We start from the raw sequence: 17,056 nt of genomic DNA on the forward strand, positions 1-17,056 counted from the left end.
AGTTCAGTGACCAGCCAGGTCAGTAGCCCAGCGGAGCACGCCGACGGAGCAGTCGCAGGAGAGCAGCGCGAAGCGGGGGACGCGAAGGGCGTCCGCCGTCTGGACCGGGTGATCATCAGGTTCGCGGGGGACTCGGGTGACGGTATGCAGCTCACCGGCGACCGTTTCACCTCGGAGACCGCGTCGTTCGGCAACGACCTGTCGACGCTGCCGAACTTCCCGGCCGAGATCAGGGCACCCGCCGGAACCCTGCCGGGTGTGTCGTCCTTCCAGCTGCACTTCGCCGACCACGACATCCTGACGCCCGGTGACGCGCCGAACGTGCTGGTGGCGATGAACCCGGCGGCGCTGAAGGCGAACATCGGCGACCTGCCGCGCGGCGCCGAGGTGATCGTCAACACGGACGAGTTCACCAGACGGGCGATGCAGAAGGTGGGCTACGGGACCTCCCCGCTGGAGGACGGGTCGCTGGACGGCTACCAGGTCCACCCCGTGCCGCTGACCACGCTGACCGTGGAGGCGCTGAAGGAGTTCGACCTCACCCGCAAGGAGGCCGAGCGCAGCAAGAACATGTTCGCGCTGGGTCTGCTGAGCTGGATGTACAACCGGCCCACGGAGGGCACGGAGAAATTCCTGAAGTCGAAGTTCGCGAAGAAGCCCGACATCGCGGCGGCCAACATCGCCGCGTTCCGGGCCGGCTGGAACTTCGGCGAGACCACGGAGGACTTCGCCGTCTCCTACGAGGTCGCCCCGGCGGCGACGGCGTTCCCGCCGGGTGTCTACCGCAACATCTCCGGCAACCTCGCCCTGTCGTACGGGCTGGTCGCCGCGAGCCGGCAGGCGGATCTGCCGCTGTATCTGGGCTCGTACCCGATCACTCCGGCGTCGGACATCCTGCACGAGCTGAGCAAGCACAAGAACTTCGGCGTGCGGACCTTCCAGGCGGAGGACGAGATCGCCGGTATCGGGGCGGCGCTGGGCGCGGCCTTCGGCGGTTCGCTGGCCGTGACCACGACGAGCGGCCCCGGTGTGGCGCTGAAGTCGGAGACGATCGGCCTGGCGGTCTCCCTGGAGCTGCCGCTGCTGATCGTGGACATCCAGCGCGGTGGCCCGTCGACCGGTCTGCCGACCAAGACGGAGCAGGCGGACCTGCTGCAGGCGATGTACGGGCGCAACGGTGAGGCGCCGGTGCCGGTGGTGGCGCCCCGCACGCCGGCGGACTGCTTCGACGCCGCGCTGGAGGCGGCCCGGATCGCGCTGACGTACCGCACGCCGGTGTTCCTGCTCTCCGACGGGTACCTGGCCAACGGCTCCGAGCCCTGGCGGATCCCGGACCTGGAGGAGCTGCCGGATCTCAGGGTGCGGTTCGCGCAGGGCCCGAACCACACGCTCGACGACGGCACCGAGGTGTTCTGGCCGTACAAGCGCGACCCGCAGACCCTGGCCCGTCCGTGGGCGATCCCGGGCACGCCGGGTCTGGAGCACCGGATCGGCGGCATCGAGAAGGAGGACGGCACGGGCAACATCTCCTACGCCCCGGCCAACCACGACTTCATGGTGCGCACCCGGCAGGCCAAGGTCGACGGCATCGACGTCCCGGACATCGAGGTGGACGACCCGGGCAGTGCCAGGACCCTGGTCCTCGGCTGGGGTTCGACGTACGGGCCGATCACGGCGGCAGTGCGGCGGCTGCGCAGGGCCGGGGAGTCGATCGCGCAGGCGCACCTGCGCCACCTCAACCCCTTCCCGCGGAATCTGGGTTCCGTGCTGGAGCGTTACGACAAGGTGGTGATCCCCGAGATGAACCTCGGGCAGCTCGCCACGCTCATCCGGGCGAAGTACCTGGTCGACGCCCACTCGTACAACCAGGTCAACGGCATGCCGTTCAAGGCGGAGCAGCTCGCCGCGGCTCTGAAGGAGGCCATCGATGGCTGAGACGTCCACGCAAGGCACCGGCACCGTCGAGGCGCTTTCCCTGGTCCCCAAGGCCGAGGGCAGGCAGTCGATGAAGGACTTCAAGTCCGACCAGGAAGTGCGCTGGTGCCCGGGCTGCGGCGACTACGCCATCCTCGCCGCGGTGCAGGGCTTCATGCCCGAGCTGGGGCTGGCGAAGGAGAACATCGTCTTCGTCTCGGGCATCGGCTGCTCGTCCCGTTTCCCGTACTACATGAACACGTACGGGATGCACTCCATCCACGGCCGTGCCCCGGCCATCGCCACCGGTCTGGCCAGCTCGCGCCGGGATCTGTCGGTGTGGGTCGTCACCGGTGACGGCGACGCGCTGTCCATCGGGGGCAACCACCTGATCCACGCGCTGCGCCGCAACGTGAACCTCAAGATCCTGCTGTTCAACAACCGGATCTACGGCCTGACCAAGGGCCAGTACTCGCCGACCTCCGAGGTCGGGAAGATCACCAAGTCGACGCCGATGGGTTCGCTGGACGCGCCGTTCAACCCGGTGTCGCTGGCGATCGGCGCGGAGGCGTCGTTCGTGGCCCGGACGGTGGACTCCGACCGCAAGCACCTGACGGAGGTGCTGCGCCAGGCCGCCGCCCACGAGGGCACGGCGCTGATCGAGATCTACCAGAACTGCAACATCTTCAACGACGGCGCCTTCGACGCCCTCAAGGACAAGCAGCAGGCCGAGGAGGCCGTGATCCGGCTGGAGCACGGCAAGCCGATCCGCTTCGGCAGCGACCTGGCCAAGGGTGTCGTACGGGACCAGGTGACCGGTGACCTGAAGGTGGTCGCGGTGACGCCGGAGAACGAGGACCAGGTGCTCGTCCACGACGCGCACGCCGAGTCCCCGACCACGGCGTTCGCGCTGTCCCGCCTCGCCGACCCGGACACCCTGCACCACACCCCCATCGGCGTCCTCCGCTCCGTCGGCCGGCCCGTCTACGACACCCAGATGGCCGAGCAGCTGGACCAGGCGATCGAGCAGGGCGGCAAGGGCGATCTGGCCGCGCTGCTGGCGGGCGGCGACACCTGGACGGTCGTCGGCTGACCTTCCGGACGGCACACCCCGAGGCCCGGGTCCGCTAGGAGGCGGCGGCCCGGGTCTCGTCGTACGTGCGGCGGGCCTTCTCCACGTCGTCCATGCGGTCGTGCGTCCACTGCGACAGGGCCCGTACCTGCTCGGCGGCCTCGCGGCCCAGGTCGGTGAGGGAGTAGTCGACGCGGGGCGGGATCACGGGCTTGGCGTCGCGGTGGACGAGGCCGTCGCGCTCCAGGGTCTGGAGCGTCTGGGTGAGCATCTTCTCGCTGACACCCCGGCCGCCCCACCGGCCGATCGCCCGGCGCAGCTCGCTGAACCGGTACGGGCGGTCCAGCAGCTCGATCAGGACCAGAACACCCCAGCGGCTGGTGACGTGCTCCAGCACCAGCCGGTACGGGCAGAGGGCCTCAGCATCACTTACTCCCATGCCAGTACCTTACTTCAAAGTGGGTACTTTCCAAGAGTTAGCGCCTCCCTTAGGGTTAGTGACATCGAACCCCACAAGGAGAGCCAATCCCATGAGCATCATCGTCACCGGAGCCACCGGACAGCTCGGCCGCCACGTCGTGGAGCAGCTGCTGGACAAGGTCCCCGCCGAGCAGATCACCGCGGTCGTCCGCAACGCGGAGAAGGCGGCGGACTTCGCGGACCGCGGCGTGAAGATCGCGACGGCCGACTACAACACTCCCGCGTCCTTCGACGGCCTCTTCTCCGCCGGTGACAAGGTGCTGCTGATCTCCGGCAACGAGTTCGACAAGGGCCGCGTGCAGCAGCACAAGGTCGTCATCGACGCCGCCAAGGCGGCCGGGGTCGCCCTGCTCGCCTACACCAGCGCCCCGGGCAGCCTGACCGCCGCGCTCGCCGACGACCACCGCGGCACCGAGGAGATCCTGCTGGACTCCGGCGTGCCCTACGCGCTGCTGCGCAACGGCTGGTACCACGAGAACTACACCGAGAACCTCGCCCCGGTGCTGGAGCACAACGCGGTCGTCGCCGCCGCCGGTGAGGGCAAGGTCTCCTCCGCCTCCCGCGCCGACTACGCCGCCGCCGCCGTCGCCGTGCTGACCGGCGAGGGGCACGAGAACAAGACGTACGAGCTGGGTGGCGACACGGCGTGGAGCTTCGCCGAGTACGCGGCCGAGCTGAGCCGGCAGACGGGCAAGGAGATCGCGTACAGCCCCGTCTCCCCCGACGCCCTCGTCGGCATCCTGACCGGCGCGGGCCTGCCCGAGCCGTTCGCCCAGATCCTGGCCGGCGTGGACGCCTCCATCGAGAAGGGCGAGCTGGTCGTCTCCACCGGCGACCTCTCCCGGCTGGCCGGCCGCCCGACCACTCCGCTCTCCGAGGCCATCGCCGCCGCCCTCAAGGGCTGAACTCCCCCGGCGGGCCCTTGAGCCACCCCACCCCCGGCTGTCATGACCGTATGCCGATACGGGCATGACAGCCGGGGGTGCCCGGCGTTACCGTCGAGGCCGCGGAACGACATATGCGGAGGAGGGGCGCCCGTGACCGGCAAGCCGAGGGGTGAGCGGCACATAGGACTGCTGAACGGCTTCGCGGCCTACGGGATGTGGGGGCTCGTCCCGCTGTTCTGGCCCCTGCTGAAGCCCGCCGGGGCGGTGGAGATCCTCGCTCACCGGATGGTGTGGTCGCTGGTCTTCGTCGGCGCCGCCCTGCTCCTGCTGCGCCGCTGGGCCTGGGCCGGTGAGCTGCTGCGGCAGCCGCGCAAACTGGGCCTCATCACGATCGCGGCGACGGTCATCACCATCAACTGGGGCCTGTACATCTGGGCCGTGAACTCCGGGCACGTCGTCGAGGCCTCACTCGGGTACTTCATCAACCCGCTGGTCACCATCGCGATGGGCGTACTGCTGCTCAAGGAGCGGCTGCGGCCGGTGCAGTGGGCGGCGGTCGGGACCGGCTGCGCGGCGGTCGTCGTGCTGACGGTCGGCTACGGCCGGCCCCCGTGGATCTCGCTCGCCCTCGCCTTCTCCTTCGCCACGTACGGGCTGGTGAAGAAGAAGGTGAACCTCGGCGGTGTGGAGTCGCTGGCCGCCGAGACCGCGGTCCAGTTCCTGCCCGCGCTCGCCTACCTGGCGTGGCTGACCGCGCAGGGGGGCTCCACCTTCACCACCGAGGGCGCCGGGCACGCGGCGCTGCTCGCCTCGGCCGGGATCGTCACCGCACTGCCGCTGGTCTGCTTCGGGGCCGCCGCCATCCGCGTGCCGCTGTCCACGATCGGCCTGCTCCAGTACCTGACGCCGGTCTTCCAGTTCCTGCTCGGCGTCCTCTACTTCCACGAGGCGATGCCGCCCGAGCGCTGGGCCGGATTCGCGCTGGTGTGGCTGGCGCTGGCACTGCTCACCTGGGACGCCCTGCGCACCGCCCGCCGGGCCTCCCGTGCGCTCACCGACGAGATCAGCGTGCCCGGCACCACCAGGGCGACCGGTACGCCCGGCGCCGGCCGGGACGCCGAGAACGTCGCCCCGGGGCCGGACCCGGTGGACGCCAGGCCGTAGACCGCGGCCACCGCCGAGATGCCGGTCGCGGCGCCGAACTGCGTGGCGGTGTGCGGCAGCCCTCCGGCCAGGGCTCCAGCCCCTGGCGACCTGCCCGGAGGTGCGCCAGGGCGAGATCGCGGCGGTCCGTACCGCGTAGACGCCCGCGGGGCGCCGACCGCGAAGGCTACGGCTTCCTAGAGCTCCTGCCGTGCCCGGTGCGCCCGGGCCTTCTCGCGGTTCCCGCAGTGCCCCATCGAGCACCAGCGGCGGCGGCCCGGGCGGGAGGTGTCGACGAAGAGCAGGTAGCAGTTGTGGGCACCGCACTCGCGGACGCGGTGGGCGTAGGGCCCGGTGAAGAGGTCGATCGCGTCGCGGGCGACCGTGGCGAGCAGGTGGGTGCCGGTGGCGCCCGGGGCCCAGGCACGAGTGCCGTCCGGTGCGATGCGGGCGACGAGCGGGGGCCCTGCCGCGGCGGCGTTGAGGACGTCCAGGTGGGCCGCCCGCAGGGGGCGGTCGTGGGCGCGGTCGGCGGCGAGCGGGAACAGGGCGTCGCGCAGGGTGCGGACCTGCTCCAGCTCCTTGACGGAGACGGCGAGATCCAGCCCGTCCGGCAGACGGCTGCGTCCGGCCCAGGCGATCAGGTCGGCGGGCTCGTGCAGTATCTCCCAGCGCGCGAAGGCGCCCGGGCCGCCGGTCGTCAGCAACTCCAGGCACAGGGCGCCGGGATCGAAGCGGAACGACTTCCCCTGGGACGAGACCAGCGTCAGCCCGGGTGTTCGGTCCGGCGTTTCTCCTGCGCGTCCACTCACCTAACCAGTATAAGTGGTTACATGACACAGACGCCGGCGCAACCCGCCCCGCTGCACTGGAAGATCGTCATCGACGCGAACGACCCGCACGCGCAGGCCGACTTCTGGGCCGCCGCCCTCCGGTACGAGGTCGAGGACAACAGCGCGCTCGTCGAGAAGCTGCTCGGCTTCGGCGCCGTGCCGGAGGAGCTCACCGTCGAGTTCCACGGGCGTCGCGCCTTCCGGGACCTGATCGCCGTACGGCACCCGGAGGACCCGTTCGAGGAGGAGAGCGGAACGGGGCTGGGGCGGCGGCTGCTGTTCCAGCGGGTACCGGAGGCGAAGTCGGGGAAGAACCGGCTCCATCTCGATGTGCACGCGGGCGAGGGACGTCGCGAGGAGGAGGTCGCCCGGCTGGAGGGGCTCGGGGCGAGTGTGCTGCGGCGGGTGGCGGAGCAGGGCGGCGAGTGGGTCGTGATGGCGGACCCGGAGGGGAACGAGTTCTGCGTGCAATGACACGGGGCGGCCCCTCACAACGCCCTGGCCGATTAAGAGGCTTGACGGAGAGTCAGTAGCAGCTTCACCATCCAGGCACCCCATTCACTGTGGGCTGCCCGTGGCCACCCCCACGGGCCACCCGAAGGAATCCGGAGCCCCCACATGAAGCTCCCCGTTTCCGCGCGAGCCCTGGCGGCAGCCGGCATGGCGACCACCATGCTGCTGGCCGGCGGTGCCGTGGCCGACGCCGCGTCGACTCCCCGGAGAGCCGCCGCCGCGCCCGACATACCCCTGGCGGGCGTCAAGGCCCACCTCTCCCAACTCCAGTCCATAGCCACCGCCAACGGCGGCAACCGCGCGCACGGCCGGGCCGGATACAAGGCCTCCCTCGACTACGTGAAGGCCAAGCTGGACGCGGCCGGATACACCACCACCGTCCAGCAGTTCACCGCCTCCGGCCGCACCGGCTACAACCTGATCGCCGACTGGCCCGGCGGCGACGCGAACCAGGTCGTGATGGCCGGCTCGCACCTCGACAGCGTCTCCTCCGGGCCCGGCATCAACGACAACGCGTCCGGCTCGGCCGCCGTCCTCGAGGCGGCCCTCGCGGTGTCCCGGGCGCAGTACAAGCCCACCAAGCACCTGCGGTTCGCCTGGTGGGGCGCGGAGGAACTCGGTCTGGTCGGCTCCCGCTACTACGTCAACCGGCTGGCCACCGGCGACCGTTCGCGGATCAGCGCCTACCTGAACTTCGACATGATCGGCTCCCCGAACGCCGGCTACTTCGTCTATGACGACGACCCGGCGATCGAGAAGACCTTCAAGGAGTACTTCAGCGGCATCGGCGTCCCGACGGAGATCGAGACCGAGGGCGACGGCCGGTCCGACCACGCGCCCTTCAAGAGCGCGGGTGTGCCGGTGGGCGGCCTGTTCACGGGGGCCAGCCGCGCCAAGACGGCGGCCCAGGTGGCCAAGTGGGGCGGTACGGCGGGGCAGGCCTTCGACCGCTGCTACCACTCCTCCTGCGACACCACCGCCAACATCAACGACACGGCCCTCGACCGCAACAGCGACGCCCTCGCGTACGCGGTGTGGGAGCTGTCGGACTAGGACCTACCGGGTGCGGGCGCGTTCGGTGAGGCGGCCCATGCGAGCGCGGGCCGCCTCCAGCCGCTCGATCTCCTCGGCGGCGGGGCCGTCCCCGGCGGCGAGGTCCGTCCACAGGCCGATCAGCTCGTGGCCCAGCTCCAGTCCCAGCGCCGGGTCACGGACCGCACGCCAGGCGGTGGCCGCGCTCTGCACGTTGCCGTAGGCGGCCTCCGCGTCGCCCGCGCGGTGGTGGGCACCGGCCAGGTCGAGCGACAGGCGGAAGGCACGGACCGGATCGGCGGCCAGGTAGGCGACGTAGGCGGTCAGTTCACCGACCCGGAGCACCTCCGGGTGCTCCGGCCCCAGCGTCCCCGACGCCTGGGCGAGGGTCTGGTCGGCCAGTCCGGCGGCCGCGTCGATCCTGCCCTCCTTGACGGCCTCGCCGATCCGGGCGACCGGCTCCGCGAGGAGAGGCGGTGCGGTGGAGTCGCCCGGGGCGCCGAACGGTTCGTCGCCCAGCACGGCCTCCGCGACGGCGTCGAAGCCGCGGACCGGAGCCGGCTTGGGGTCGGGGTCGGCGGTGAGCAGCTCCGCTTCGGACAGCGGCTCGGGAGCCGGGCGGCCCTTCGGCGCCGGGCGGGTTTCGGGGACGGGCAGCGGCTGCGCGTCCATGGGCGGAGGCGGGCCGAACTGGCCGGTCGGCGGCGCGACGGTGCCGGGTGGCGTGGGCGGGCCGGGTGGCGTGGGCCGGCCGGATGACGAGGACGGGCCTGGGGATGTGGCCGGGCCGGATGGTGTGGCCGGGTCCGGGGACGCGGTCGTACCCGCCGACGCACCTGTCCCCGCCGATGCACCCGTACCGGGAGGCGAACCCGCGCCCGGCGGCATGTCCGCGCCGGTGGGCGCGACCGGGGCCCAGGGTGCGCCCCGGGTCGGGGGCGTGGCTTCGGGTGCGGGTTCCGACGGCTCCTGTACGGCTCGCGGCTCGGACGTCGGTACGGGCCCGTCGACCGGCTCCGGCTCGGACTCGGACACCGCACGCAGCGGGAAGGTAGACGACGCCCCACGGCCCGACTCCGTTACGGGACGCAGGATGTGCGTGGCCCTGTCGCTCTGCGGGTGCTGTTGCTCCGAGGCGGGCGGCATGGGCCCCGGCGCCGGAGCGGGCGGCTCCGGCACCGGATCCGCCGCGGGCGGACGTGCGGCGGCGACAGCGTCCTCCGGCGGTGCCGTACGGACCGGCTCGGCCGTGAAGCGGCTGGAGCCGTCCGGGTCGACCTGGAGCGGGACGACGTAGCCGATGCGCTCGTCGTGGACCGTGGCGAGGACGGGGTGGCCGGTGGCGAGGGCGATGTGGTGAAGGCGGTTCAGGACGGCCTGCTGGATCTCCTCGCCGGGAGCCGCGAAGACCGGGACACCGCCGACCGACGCCCCGTCGGACGCGCCCCCTACCTGGACGTCGATCGGCGCCGCCGGGGTCGCCGCGTGGGCGGCCTGCTTCTGTTCCCGCTTCTTCTCGCGGCTGAGTCGAGACATCGTCCCCTCACTCGGCGTCGTACACCTACGGTCGAGTGTGTCCGCTCGCTTCCGTTTCTCACGTCACCGCGGTGTCACAGGCTCGTCCCAAGGGCCGTATGCCCCGTGCCATCGTTCCGTACTGCATGAAGATCGGGAACACGAGGGAGGAGAGGTGCATGCGCACAGGCATGCGACACGGACCGGAGATCTGGCTCCGCGGACCGGTGACCGGCCCGGAGCCGGGGCCACCGCCGTCACCCGCCCCTGCCCACGCCGCTGCACGGCGCTTCTCCTGGGTCGGCACGCACGGCGGCGCGGGCGTTTCCACCCTCGCCGCGGTGTACGGCGGCCATGACAGCGGTCGCGCCTGGCCCGGGGCGGGCGGTCCCCCGTCGGTGCTGCTGGTCGCGCGGACGCACGCGGCCGGACTGGACGCGGTGGCCGGCGCGGTGGAGATCTTCCGGCGTGGTCAGGCTCCGCCGGGGCTCGACCTCGGTGGCGTCGTCCTCGTGGCGGACGCTCCGGGCCGCCTGCCGCGTCCGCTCGCCCAGCGGGTCAAGTCCCTGGAGTCGGTGGTCGACGTGTACCGGGTGCCGTGGGTGCCGTCCTGGCGGCTCGGTGAGCTGGGCCGTCCGCCGCGCGAGACCGCGGACTTGGCCCGCCTGACGGGAGCGTCGCGCTGACGGCCGCGGCTCCGTCGGCCGGGGAGATCGCGGCGGGAGTACGGGCCCGGGAGCTGCGCGCGGTCGACGTCGTCGCGGCGGCGCTGGAGCGGATCGAGCGGGCCGACCGGGAGCTGTGCGCGTTCGTCGAGGTGTGGCGCGAGGAGGCGTTGCGGCGGGCGGGTGAGGTGGACGCGCGACTGGATCGGCGTTCCGGGGCCGTCCCTCACGAGCGTGGCGCCGAGAGCTTCGGCGGGCGCGGGGTGGTGCCCCGGGATATCACTCGTACGAGGGAGGCCGCGCGTCCCGTGGGAAGCGGGTCGCTGCCGCTGGCCGGCGTTCCCGTCGCCGTGAAGGGGCGGCACGGGCTACGCGCGGCGGGGCCGCTGCTCGCGGCCGGCTGTGTCGCCGTGGGAGCGACTTCCGTGCCCGGGCCTGGAACGCCCTGGCAGACCTGGGGGCTCGGTGCCCATGGCCGGACGGTCAACCCGTGGCGGGCCGACCGTACGCCGGGCGGCTCGTCGGCCGGGGCCGCGGTGGCGGTGGCGGCCGGGCTGGTGCCGCTGGCGACGGGCAGCGACGGCGCCGGGTCGGTGCGGATCCCGGCGGCGTGGTGCGGGGTGGTCGGTCTGAAGACGACGCGCGGACGACTGCCCTCCGCCGACCGTACGGGCCTTGCCGTCCCCGGCGTGCTCGCCCGCTCGGCGTCGGACGCGACGAGCTGGTGGCAGGTGGTGTCGCGGGAGGCGGTGGCGCCCCGCACGCCCCTTCCCGTCACCGCCCTGTGGTCCCCCGACCTCGGTTTCGCCGAGCCCGACCCGGAGCCCGTGGCTCTCGCCCGGGCGGCGGTGGAACGGCTCGAGGCGGCGGGTGTCGTGCGCCTCGTACGGCCGGAGGTGCCGTTGCGGCTCATCGACGCCGGGCCCGCCTGGCTCGCCCTGCGCACACCCGGTGCCGATCCGGCCGGCGCCCACCGCGTCCGGGAGGAGAACGACCGGCGACTGGCCGGGCTGTTCGCCGGTGCCGAGCTGCTGCTGACGCCGACGGCACCCACCGCGCCGCACGGCCACGAGGGGCCCGGCGACCGCTACTCCACCTCACTCACCTGGGCGTTCAACCTCAGCGGGCATCCGGCGCTGAGCCTCCCCGCGGGCTTCGGCGGTGATGGCTGCCCGGCCGGGCTGCAGTTGGTGGCGCCACCCGGGCGGGAGGCGTTGTTGCTGGCCGTGGCCCGGGAGGCGGAGGCGCACGTCGAGAACTGAACGGACCCCTGGCGAAGATGCATGCGTACGCATATGATGCAAGCGCGTGTAATTGATGTGCGCCTATCTTCTGGGGGATCCCATGGCCCGCCGTTTCCTCTTCGTCCTGGGCAGCGCCCGCTCCGACGGCAACACCGAACTCCTCGCCCGCCGGGCCGCCGAGCAACTGCCGCCGGACGTCGAACAGCAGTGGATCGACCTCGCCGAGCACCCGATTCCCGATTTCGAGGACCTGCGGCACGACAGCGACCACGTCCGGCCCACCGAGGGCAACCTGGCACTCCTGCTCGACGCCACCCTCGCGGCCACGGACATCGTGATCGCCTCGCCGCTGTACTGGTACTCGGTCTCCGCGCACACCAAGCGCTACCTGGACCACTGGTCCGGCTGGCTGCGCACCCCCGGCCTCGACTTCAAGGCGACCCTGGCCGGGCGCACCCTGTGGGGCGTCACCGCGCTCGCGCACACGGAGCAGGTGGTGGCCGACCCGCTGGTCGGGACCCTCAACAACTCGGCCGCGTATATGGGGATGCGCTTCGGCGGCGTGCTGCTCGGCAACGGCAGCAAGCCCGGTGACGTGCTGAACGACACCGAGGCGCTGGCCCGTGCGAAGACGTTCTTCGAGCAGGAGGCTCCGCTCGCCCGCTTCCTGTACGAGGAGTGAGCCCGAGGATTTTCTAGGCGGTGATGTCCCTCGCCGTGAAGCGCGCCCACGCCGCCGAGCCGAACACCGCCGCGTACAGGGCCTGCAGGCCGAGGTTCTTCGTCAGGTCGTCCCAGTACACCGGCTCGCGCATCAGGTCGGCGAAGGACAGCCAGTAGTGCGAGAAGAAGTACGGCTGGAGGGCGTGCAGTTGCGGGATCTGGTCGAGGATCTGGACCGTGATCAGCAGGCCGACCGTGGTCGCCATGGCCGCGATGCCGCTGCTGGTGAGGGTCGAGACGAACAGGCCGAGGGCCGCGACGCCGATCAGTGACGCGGCGACGACCAGGGCGATCAGCAGGGCTCTGCCCAGGCCCTCGGCGAAGCCGATCCGGGTGCCGGAGATGGTCGTCAGATCGCCCAGGGGGAACAGCAACGCGCCCACCGTCAGCGCCGAGACGGCGACGACCAGGGTGGCGGCCAGGCAGAACAGCACGACCGTCGCGTACTTGGTGAGCAGCAGACGGCTGCGGCCGGCCGGGGCGACCAGCAGGTAGCGGAGGGTGCCGGCGTTCGCCTCCCCGGCGATGGCGTCGCCCGCGACGACGCCGACCGCCATGGGCAGGAAGAACGGGAGGGTGGCGGCCAGGGCGGTGAAGACGAGGAACAGGCCGTTGTTGGTGATCTGCGAGACGAAGGCCGGTCCTCCGCCGCCACCGCCGGGTGACGAGCCGTCGCCCGTCTCCATCTTGACGGCGATACCGACCAGGACCGGCACGCCCGCCAGCACGGCCAGCAGTGCGAGGGTGCGCCAGCGGCGGAAGGTGGTGACGAGCTCGTTGCGCAGCAGCCCGAAGGTCCACAGCGGATTCGACGGGCGTGCGCTCCGCACGACTTCAGCCCGCGACATCGAAGCCCTCCCCCGTGAGCGCCACGAACGCGTCCTCCAGCGAGGCCCGTTCGACCGTGAGGCCGCGGACCCGGACTCCCGCCGTGACCAGCGCGGCGTTCACGTCGGCGAGGTCGCGGTCCGGTGGTTCACCGGTCACCCCGTCGTCGGTGACGACGACATCGGCGACGCCCTGCTCCTTGAGCACCCGGGCCGCCTCCGCCGGATCCGGCGTGGTCACCACCAGCCGGCCGCGTGCTCCGGCGGCCAGCTCGGCGACCGCGCCCTGGGTGATGAGGCGGCCCTGCGCCATCACGGCCGCGTGCGTGCAGACCTGCTCGATCTCGTCGAGCAGGTGGGAGGAGAGGAACACGGTCGTGCCGTCCGAGGCCAGTTCGCGGATCAGGGTGCGGATCTCGCGCATGCCCTGCGGGTCGAGGCCGTTGGTCGGCTCGTCGAGGACCAGCAGCCTGCGTGGGTGGAGCAGCGCGGCAGCGAGGCCCAGGCGCTGTTTCATGCCCAGTGAGTACGCCTTGGCCTTCTTGCCGGCGGCGGCCGTCAGGCCCACCCGGTCCAAGGCGGCGGCGACCCGGGTCCGCCGGGTGCGCGGGTCGGCGGCCGGGTCGGCGGAGTCGTAGCGGATCAGGTTGTCGCGGCCGGAGAGGAAGCCGTAGAGGGCCGGACCCTCGATGAGGGCGCCGACGTGCGGCAACACGGCGCGGGTGGCCCGGGGCATGGGCTGCCCGAGCACCCGCGCCGTGCCGGAGGTGGGCTCGATGAGGCCCATCAACATGCGGATGGTGGTGGTCTTGCCGGAACCGTTGGGTCCGAGGAAGCCGAAGACGCTGCCGGCCGGGACGGTCAGGTCCAGACCGTCGACGGCGAGCTGTCCGCCGCGGTAGCGCTTGGTGAGCCCACGGGTGGCGATGACCGGCTCCCCGGTTTGCTCGCCCCGCTGCTCCGGCTCCGCGGCGGACGGTTCACCCATCGGCTTCCTCGTTCTTCCGAGGTCTCGTACGGATACGGGACCTAGTTCGCGGCGTTGGCCGCCTTCACCAGCGCGTCCTTGGTGACCATGCCGACGTAGACCTTGCCGTCGTCCGTCATCAGGGCGTTGACCAGGCGGGTCGAGAAGACCGTGCCCGAGCCGAACTTGCCGGTGACCTTGTCGCCGAGGGAGTTCACGAAACCGCCGAGGTCGCCGCCGGCCTCGCCCGAGGGCATGCCCTCGCCGCCGGTGTCGAAGGTGGCTATGGTGCTCCAGCCCTCGCCGATGGTCTTCATGCCGTCGGGGCCCTCGTGGCCGTCGTGGTCCTTGCCGAGGTCCTTCCCCGACTTGGGAGCCCGCTCCGGCGCCCGGTCCGCCTTGCCGGGGACGTCGGCGGGGACGTCGGCGGGGACGTCCTTCTCCTCGGTGACCTTCGCCCCCTTCGGCGGGGTGAAGTCGAAGGTCGACGCGGCCGGCTTGGCGAAGCTGACCTGCGTGAAGCCCGCGTCGACGACGGCGGCGCCGCCGGCGGCCGGGGTGAGCGTGAACTTCAGCGGCATGCCGGTCTTCGCGTCCACGGCGACGGTGACCGCACCGACCGTCGAGCCGGACTGCTTCGGCTTGATGAGCAGCTTGTAGGCGTCCCGGCCGGCGACCTGGGCGGTGCCGTCCACGGTCACGGAGGTCGTGTCGTCGACGGCCTTCAGGGCCTCCTCGGCGAAGTCCTTCGGCGTGGCCGGCGGCTGCCGCTTCTCGTGCTCCGGGCTCTCCGGGGCGGTGCCGTGGTAGACCTCGTTCGACTTGCTGTCGTAGCCCCAGACGTCCTTGCCGTTGTGGACGATGCTGTACTCGGCGGCGTTCTCCAGCAGCGACAGCTTCTGCCTGTCCGGGCCGTCGGCCGCGACGCGCAGGGTGTGCGTGCCGGAGGCGAGTTGGGTGAGCTTGGCCGTCGGGTCGGCGGAGGAACCGTCCTCGTCCGGGCTCGCGGCACCGGACATCAGGCTGCTCTCCAGCCCGCCGAGGTCCGGCAGTCCGAGATCCGTGCTGATCTTCACGGTGCCGGACAGCTGCTGGACGTCCGACTTCCCGATCTTCTCGATGAGCTGCTGCGCGGTGATCTTCGGGAGGTCGGGGTCACCGGAGTCGGCGAGCGCGGGGACCAGGCCGATCGTCGCGGCCGCCACCCCCATCACCGTGACCGGGACGACGTACCGCGCGGCTTTGCGCCGCCCGGAGCCCTGCTCGTCGGCCTCCCCGGCGGTCGTGTTGTCGTCGGATGCGTACGGTGCCATGTGTGCCCTACCTCCGTGGTCGGCGGCGGCTGTCCGTGTCGTCCACGCACTCGTCCCTGAGCCGCCATTCTCACCCGAACAGGTGAGGAGTGGTGTTTTTCCGTGGTCTCTATCTGACCAAATCGGCCACGGAGATACGTCAGACCTCGGGCTCAACTCCGCGTACTGCTGCGGTATGACATGGGAGGACGGCTCCTCCCCCGACCCGTAGGGGTCGCGGGAGGAGGCAAGCGGTCAGCCGGCCCGGTGCACCACGGCGTCGGACAGTTCCACGAGGGCCGCCTTGGCGGCGCACTCCGGCAGGGGTGCCAGGGCCGAGCGGGCGTCCTGGGCGTAGCGGACGGTGTCCCGGCGGGCGTGTTCCAGCGCCGGGTGGGCTCGCAGCAGGCGCAGGGCCTCGGCGTGCCGGGCGTCGTCGGTGAGGTCGGAGTCCAGCAGCTCGCACAGGGCGACGTCGTCCGCGAGCCCGAGCCGGGCCGCCCGCTCGCGCAGCCGCAGCACCGGCAGGGTGGCGATGCCCTCGCGCAGGTCGGTTCCGGGGGTCTTGCCGGACTCGTGGGAGTCGGAGGCGATGTCCAGGACGTCGTCCGCGAGCTGGAAGGCGACGCCGAGCCGCTCGCCGTACTGGGTCAGGACGTCCACGACCGACTCGTCGGCGCCGGACATCATCGCGCCGAACCGGCACGACACCGCCACCAGCGAGCCCGTCTTGCCGCCCAGCACGTCCAGGTAGTGCTCGACGGGGTCCCGGCCGTCCTGCGGTCCGGCGGTCTCCAGGATCTGCCCGGTGACCAGCCGCTCGAACGCCTCGGCCTGCACCCGGACCGCCTCCGGGCCGAGGTCGGCCAGGATGTGCGAGGCGCGGGCGAAGAGGAAGTCGCCGGTGAGGACCGCGACGGAGTTGCCCCAGCGGGTGTTGGCGCTGGCCACCCCGCGGCGCACGGAGGCCTCGTCCATCACGTCGTCGTGGTAGAGCGTGGCGAGGTGGGTGAGCTCCACGACCACGGCCGACGGCACGATCCCGGGTGCGTGCCGGTCACCGAACTGGGCGGACAGCATCACGAGCAGCGGGCGGAACCGCTTGCCGCCGGCCCGCACCAGGTGCTGGGCGGCCTCCGTGATGAAGGGCACCTCGCTCTTGGTGGCCTCGAACAAGCCTTCCTCGACAGCCGCCAACCCGGCCTGGACATCGGCTTCCAGAGCCTGGTCCCGCACGCTCAGCCCGAACGGCCCGACGTCGGTCACGAGGGGTCTCCTGTCTGCTGTGTCTGCCGGTGATTACGCGGTTTGTCGATAGGTCGCTGCCATCACTCGAGTCAGCGTATCCGGTCACGTTTCGATCACCGCCAGCGCCCATGATTACAGGCCGGGTGGTATCCGATCACGACCTCCATGTTTTCGATCAGCCCATAAGAACAGACATATATCGACTAACCGGGAGGTAGCTAGATATACACGATTTGCCATATTTGATAAGCAAATTCCCCTTGGTGCATATTGCCCCACAGGCTCTTGATCAGTGAGTTCAGTCACGTTAACCCCTTTGGCGCCCCCTCGCGGCACCGGCCCGTACCCCCTTCCGCCGAAAGACAGTTGAGCCTTGGCTCCCGCGAAGGATCAAGCGGTCCATAACGCCCAGACCAAGGTCAACCGGCGCGATATGTGACTCCGGTGCTTGTTCCCGGCATGTGCTCTCGCATACGTTCCCGGCCTGTCCGGCGGACGCCGAATCCTGCCACCGCCCGGACTCCCCACACACCGACTCATCCACGCAGGGCAGGAGCGGGGGACCCAGGTACGTCGCCGGTCCGCACAGCGGAACGGCTCGGGGTGAAGCCGCGTACGGCAGCACAGCGCCGCCGTACGCGGCCGGGCACCTCCCGGCCCGAACCCGACAGCTCACCTCGCAGGCGCCGGAGAGGACATCA

16 protein-coding genes and 1 riboswitch are annotated in these 17,056 nt (G+C 71.6%); of the genes, 9 read left to right on the forward strand and 7 right to left on the reverse strand.

Annotated features, from left to right (window positions below):
- Positions 1–6: 6 nt before the first annotated feature.
- On the forward strand, positions 7–1,935 hold the full coding sequence (locus tag IE97_RS0108725) for a 2-oxoacid:acceptor oxidoreductase subunit alpha (protein WP_030234127.1): 1,929 nt from the start codon (positions 7–9) through the stop codon (positions 1,933–1,935).
- Positions 1,928–3,007, forward strand: coding sequence for a 2-oxoacid:ferredoxin oxidoreductase subunit beta (locus tag IE97_RS0108730; RefSeq protein WP_030234132.1), 1,080 nt, complete (start codon positions 1,928–1,930; stop codon positions 3,005–3,007). The genes IE97_RS0108725 and IE97_RS0108730 overlap by 8 nt, the downstream gene beginning before the upstream one ends.
- Before the next feature lie 34 nt (positions 3,008–3,041).
- On the opposite strand, the gene IE97_RS0108735 is transcribed toward IE97_RS0108730, so the two are convergent.
- Positions 3,042–3,425, reverse strand: a complete 384-nt coding sequence (locus IE97_RS0108735; RefSeq protein ID WP_030234135.1) for a winged helix-turn-helix transcriptional regulator — start codon at positions 3,423–3,425, stop codon at positions 3,042–3,044.
- Positions 3,426–3,516: 91 nt separating this feature from the next.
- On the opposite strand from IE97_RS0108735, the gene IE97_RS0108740 reads away from it, so the two are divergent.
- Together IE97_RS0108740 and rarD are read left to right on the forward strand one after the other, a co-directional pair.
- The gene (locus tag IE97_RS0108740; RefSeq protein ID WP_030234139.1) at positions 3,517–4,371 is read left to right on the forward strand and encodes an SDR family oxidoreductase; all 855 of its coding nucleotides are present in this window, start codon (positions 3,517–3,519) and stop codon (positions 4,369–4,371) included.
- Between the two features lie 195 nt (positions 4,372–4,566).
- A complete protein-coding gene (rarD, locus tag IE97_RS0108745) occupies positions 4,567–5,517 on the forward strand; it encodes an EamA family transporter RarD (RefSeq protein WP_420706068.1) in 951 nt (316 codons plus the stop codon).
- A gap of 176 nt (positions 5,518–5,693) precedes the next feature.
- On the opposite strand, the gene IE97_RS0108750 is transcribed toward rarD, so the two are convergent.
- Complete coding sequence (locus tag IE97_RS0108750; protein WP_234310439.1) at positions 5,694–6,308, reverse strand: CGNR zinc finger domain-containing protein; 615 nt, start codon at positions 6,306–6,308, stop codon at positions 5,694–5,696.
- Between the two features lie 21 nt (positions 6,309–6,329).
- Here IE97_RS0108750 and IE97_RS0108755 point away from each other — a divergent pair, with 21 nt between their 5' ends.
- Together IE97_RS0108755 and IE97_RS0108760 are read left to right on the forward strand one after the other, a co-directional pair.
- Positions 6,330–6,803, forward strand: coding sequence for a VOC family protein (locus IE97_RS0108755; RefSeq protein ID WP_030234150.1), 474 nt, complete (start codon positions 6,330–6,332; stop codon positions 6,801–6,803).
- A gap of 144 nt (positions 6,804–6,947) precedes the next feature.
- Positions 6,948–7,895: a M28 family metallopeptidase gene (locus IE97_RS0108760; RefSeq protein ID WP_030234153.1), complete on the forward strand. Its 948-nt coding sequence runs from the start codon at positions 6,948–6,950 to the stop codon at positions 7,893–7,895.
- Positions 7,896–7,898: 3 nt separating this feature from the next.
- On the opposite strand, the gene IE97_RS0108765 is transcribed toward IE97_RS0108760, so the two are convergent.
- On the reverse strand, positions 7,899–9,410 hold the full coding sequence (locus IE97_RS0108765) for a hypothetical protein (RefSeq protein WP_030234157.1): 1,512 nt from the start codon (positions 9,408–9,410) through the stop codon (positions 7,899–7,901).
- Between the two features lie 158 nt (positions 9,411–9,568).
- On the opposite strand from IE97_RS0108765, the gene IE97_RS0108770 reads away from it, so the two are divergent.
- The 3 genes from IE97_RS0108770 (at position 9,569) to IE97_RS0108780 (ending at position 11,980) form a co-directional block, all read left to right on the forward strand.
- On the forward strand, positions 9,569–10,075 hold the full coding sequence (locus IE97_RS0108770; RefSeq protein WP_030234162.1) for a DUF6668 family protein: 507 nt from the start codon (positions 9,569–9,571) through the stop codon (positions 10,073–10,075).
- Positions 10,072–11,316: an amidase gene (locus IE97_RS0108775; protein WP_030234166.1), complete on the forward strand. Its 1,245-nt coding sequence runs from the start codon at positions 10,072–10,074 to the stop codon at positions 11,314–11,316. Before IE97_RS0108770 ends, IE97_RS0108775 begins: the two co-directional genes overlap by 4 nt.
- A gap of 82 nt (positions 11,317–11,398) precedes the next feature.
- Positions 11,399–11,980: a flavodoxin family protein gene (locus IE97_RS0108780; protein ID WP_030234171.1), complete on the forward strand. Its 582-nt coding sequence runs from the start codon at positions 11,399–11,401 to the stop codon at positions 11,978–11,980.
- Between the two features lie 13 nt (positions 11,981–11,993).
- Here IE97_RS0108780 and IE97_RS0108785 read toward each other — a convergent pair whose 3' ends face one another.
- From IE97_RS0108785 to IE97_RS0108800, 4 genes are all read right to left on the reverse strand, one after another.
- Positions 11,994–12,869 (reverse strand): ABC transporter permease, encoded by an 876-nt coding sequence (locus IE97_RS0108785; protein WP_030234176.1) that lies wholly within the window; start codon positions 12,867–12,869, stop codon positions 11,994–11,996.
- Positions 12,856–13,836 carry an ABC transporter ATP-binding protein gene (locus tag IE97_RS0108790; RefSeq protein WP_030234180.1) on the reverse strand — a complete coding sequence of 327 codons (981 nt, stop codon included), beginning with the start codon at positions 13,834–13,836 and terminating at the stop codon, positions 12,856–12,858. The genes IE97_RS0108785 and IE97_RS0108790 overlap by 14 nt, the downstream gene beginning before the upstream one ends.
- Positions 13,837–13,877: 41 nt before the next feature.
- Positions 13,878–15,128 (reverse strand): LolA family protein, encoded by a 1,251-nt coding sequence (locus IE97_RS0108795; RefSeq protein ID WP_030234185.1) that lies wholly within the window; start codon positions 15,126–15,128, stop codon positions 13,878–13,880.
- A 234-nt stretch (positions 15,129–15,362) separates the two neighbouring features.
- A complete protein-coding gene (locus IE97_RS0108800; RefSeq protein WP_030234199.1) occupies positions 15,363–16,373 on the reverse strand; it encodes a polyprenyl synthetase family protein in 1,011 nt (336 codons plus the stop codon).
- Positions 16,374–16,874: 501 nt separating this feature from the next.
- Positions 16,875–17,056, forward strand: a riboswitch (cyclic di-AMP (ydaO/yuaA leader).

The sequence above is a fragment of the Streptomyces sp. NRRL S-455 genome (assembly GCF_000717875.1).
Lineage (GTDB): Bacteria > Actinomycetota > Actinomycetes > Streptomycetales > Streptomycetaceae > Streptomyces.

Bases quoted from the DNA above. Each gene is read 5' to 3' on its own strand.
- IE97_RS0108795 (WP_030234185.1), bottom strand. From the start codon at position 15,128: ATGGCACCGTACGCATCCGACGACAACACGACCGCCGGGGAGGCCGAC.
- IE97_RS0108770 (WP_030234162.1), top strand. From the start codon at position 9,569: ATGCGCACAGGCATGCGACACGGACCGGAGATCTGGCTCCGCGGACCG.
- IE97_RS0108735 (WP_030234135.1), bottom strand. From the start codon at position 3,425: ATGGGAGTAAGTGATGCTGAGGCCCTCTGCCCGTACCGGCTGGTGCTG.
- IE97_RS0108740 (WP_030234139.1), top strand. From the start codon at position 3,517: ATGAGCATCATCGTCACCGGAGCCACCGGACAGCTCGGCCGCCACGTC.
- IE97_RS0108755 (WP_030234150.1), top strand. From the start codon at position 6,330: ATGACACAGACGCCGGCGCAACCCGCCCCGCTGCACTGGAAGATCGTC.
- IE97_RS0108790 (WP_030234180.1), bottom strand. From the start codon at position 13,836: ATGGGTGAACCGTCCGCCGCGGAGCCGGAGCAGCGGGGCGAGCAAACC.
- IE97_RS0108785 (WP_030234176.1), bottom strand. From the start codon at position 12,869: ATGTCGCGGGCTGAAGTCGTGCGGAGCGCACGCCCGTCGAATCCGCTG.
- IE97_RS0108760 (WP_030234153.1), top strand. From the start codon at position 6,948: ATGAAGCTCCCCGTTTCCGCGCGAGCCCTGGCGGCAGCCGGCATGGCG.
- IE97_RS0108765 (WP_030234157.1), bottom strand. From the start codon at position 9,410: ATGTCTCGACTCAGCCGCGAGAAGAAGCGGGAACAGAAGCAGGCCGCC.
- rarD (WP_420706068.1), top strand. From the start codon at position 4,567: ATGTGGGGGCTCGTCCCGCTGTTCTGGCCCCTGCTGAAGCCCGCCGGG.
- IE97_RS0108780 (WP_030234171.1), top strand. From the start codon at position 11,399: ATGGCCCGCCGTTTCCTCTTCGTCCTGGGCAGCGCCCGCTCCGACGGC.
- IE97_RS0108730 (WP_030234132.1), top strand. From the start codon at position 1,928: ATGGCTGAGACGTCCACGCAAGGCACCGGCACCGTCGAGGCGCTTTCC.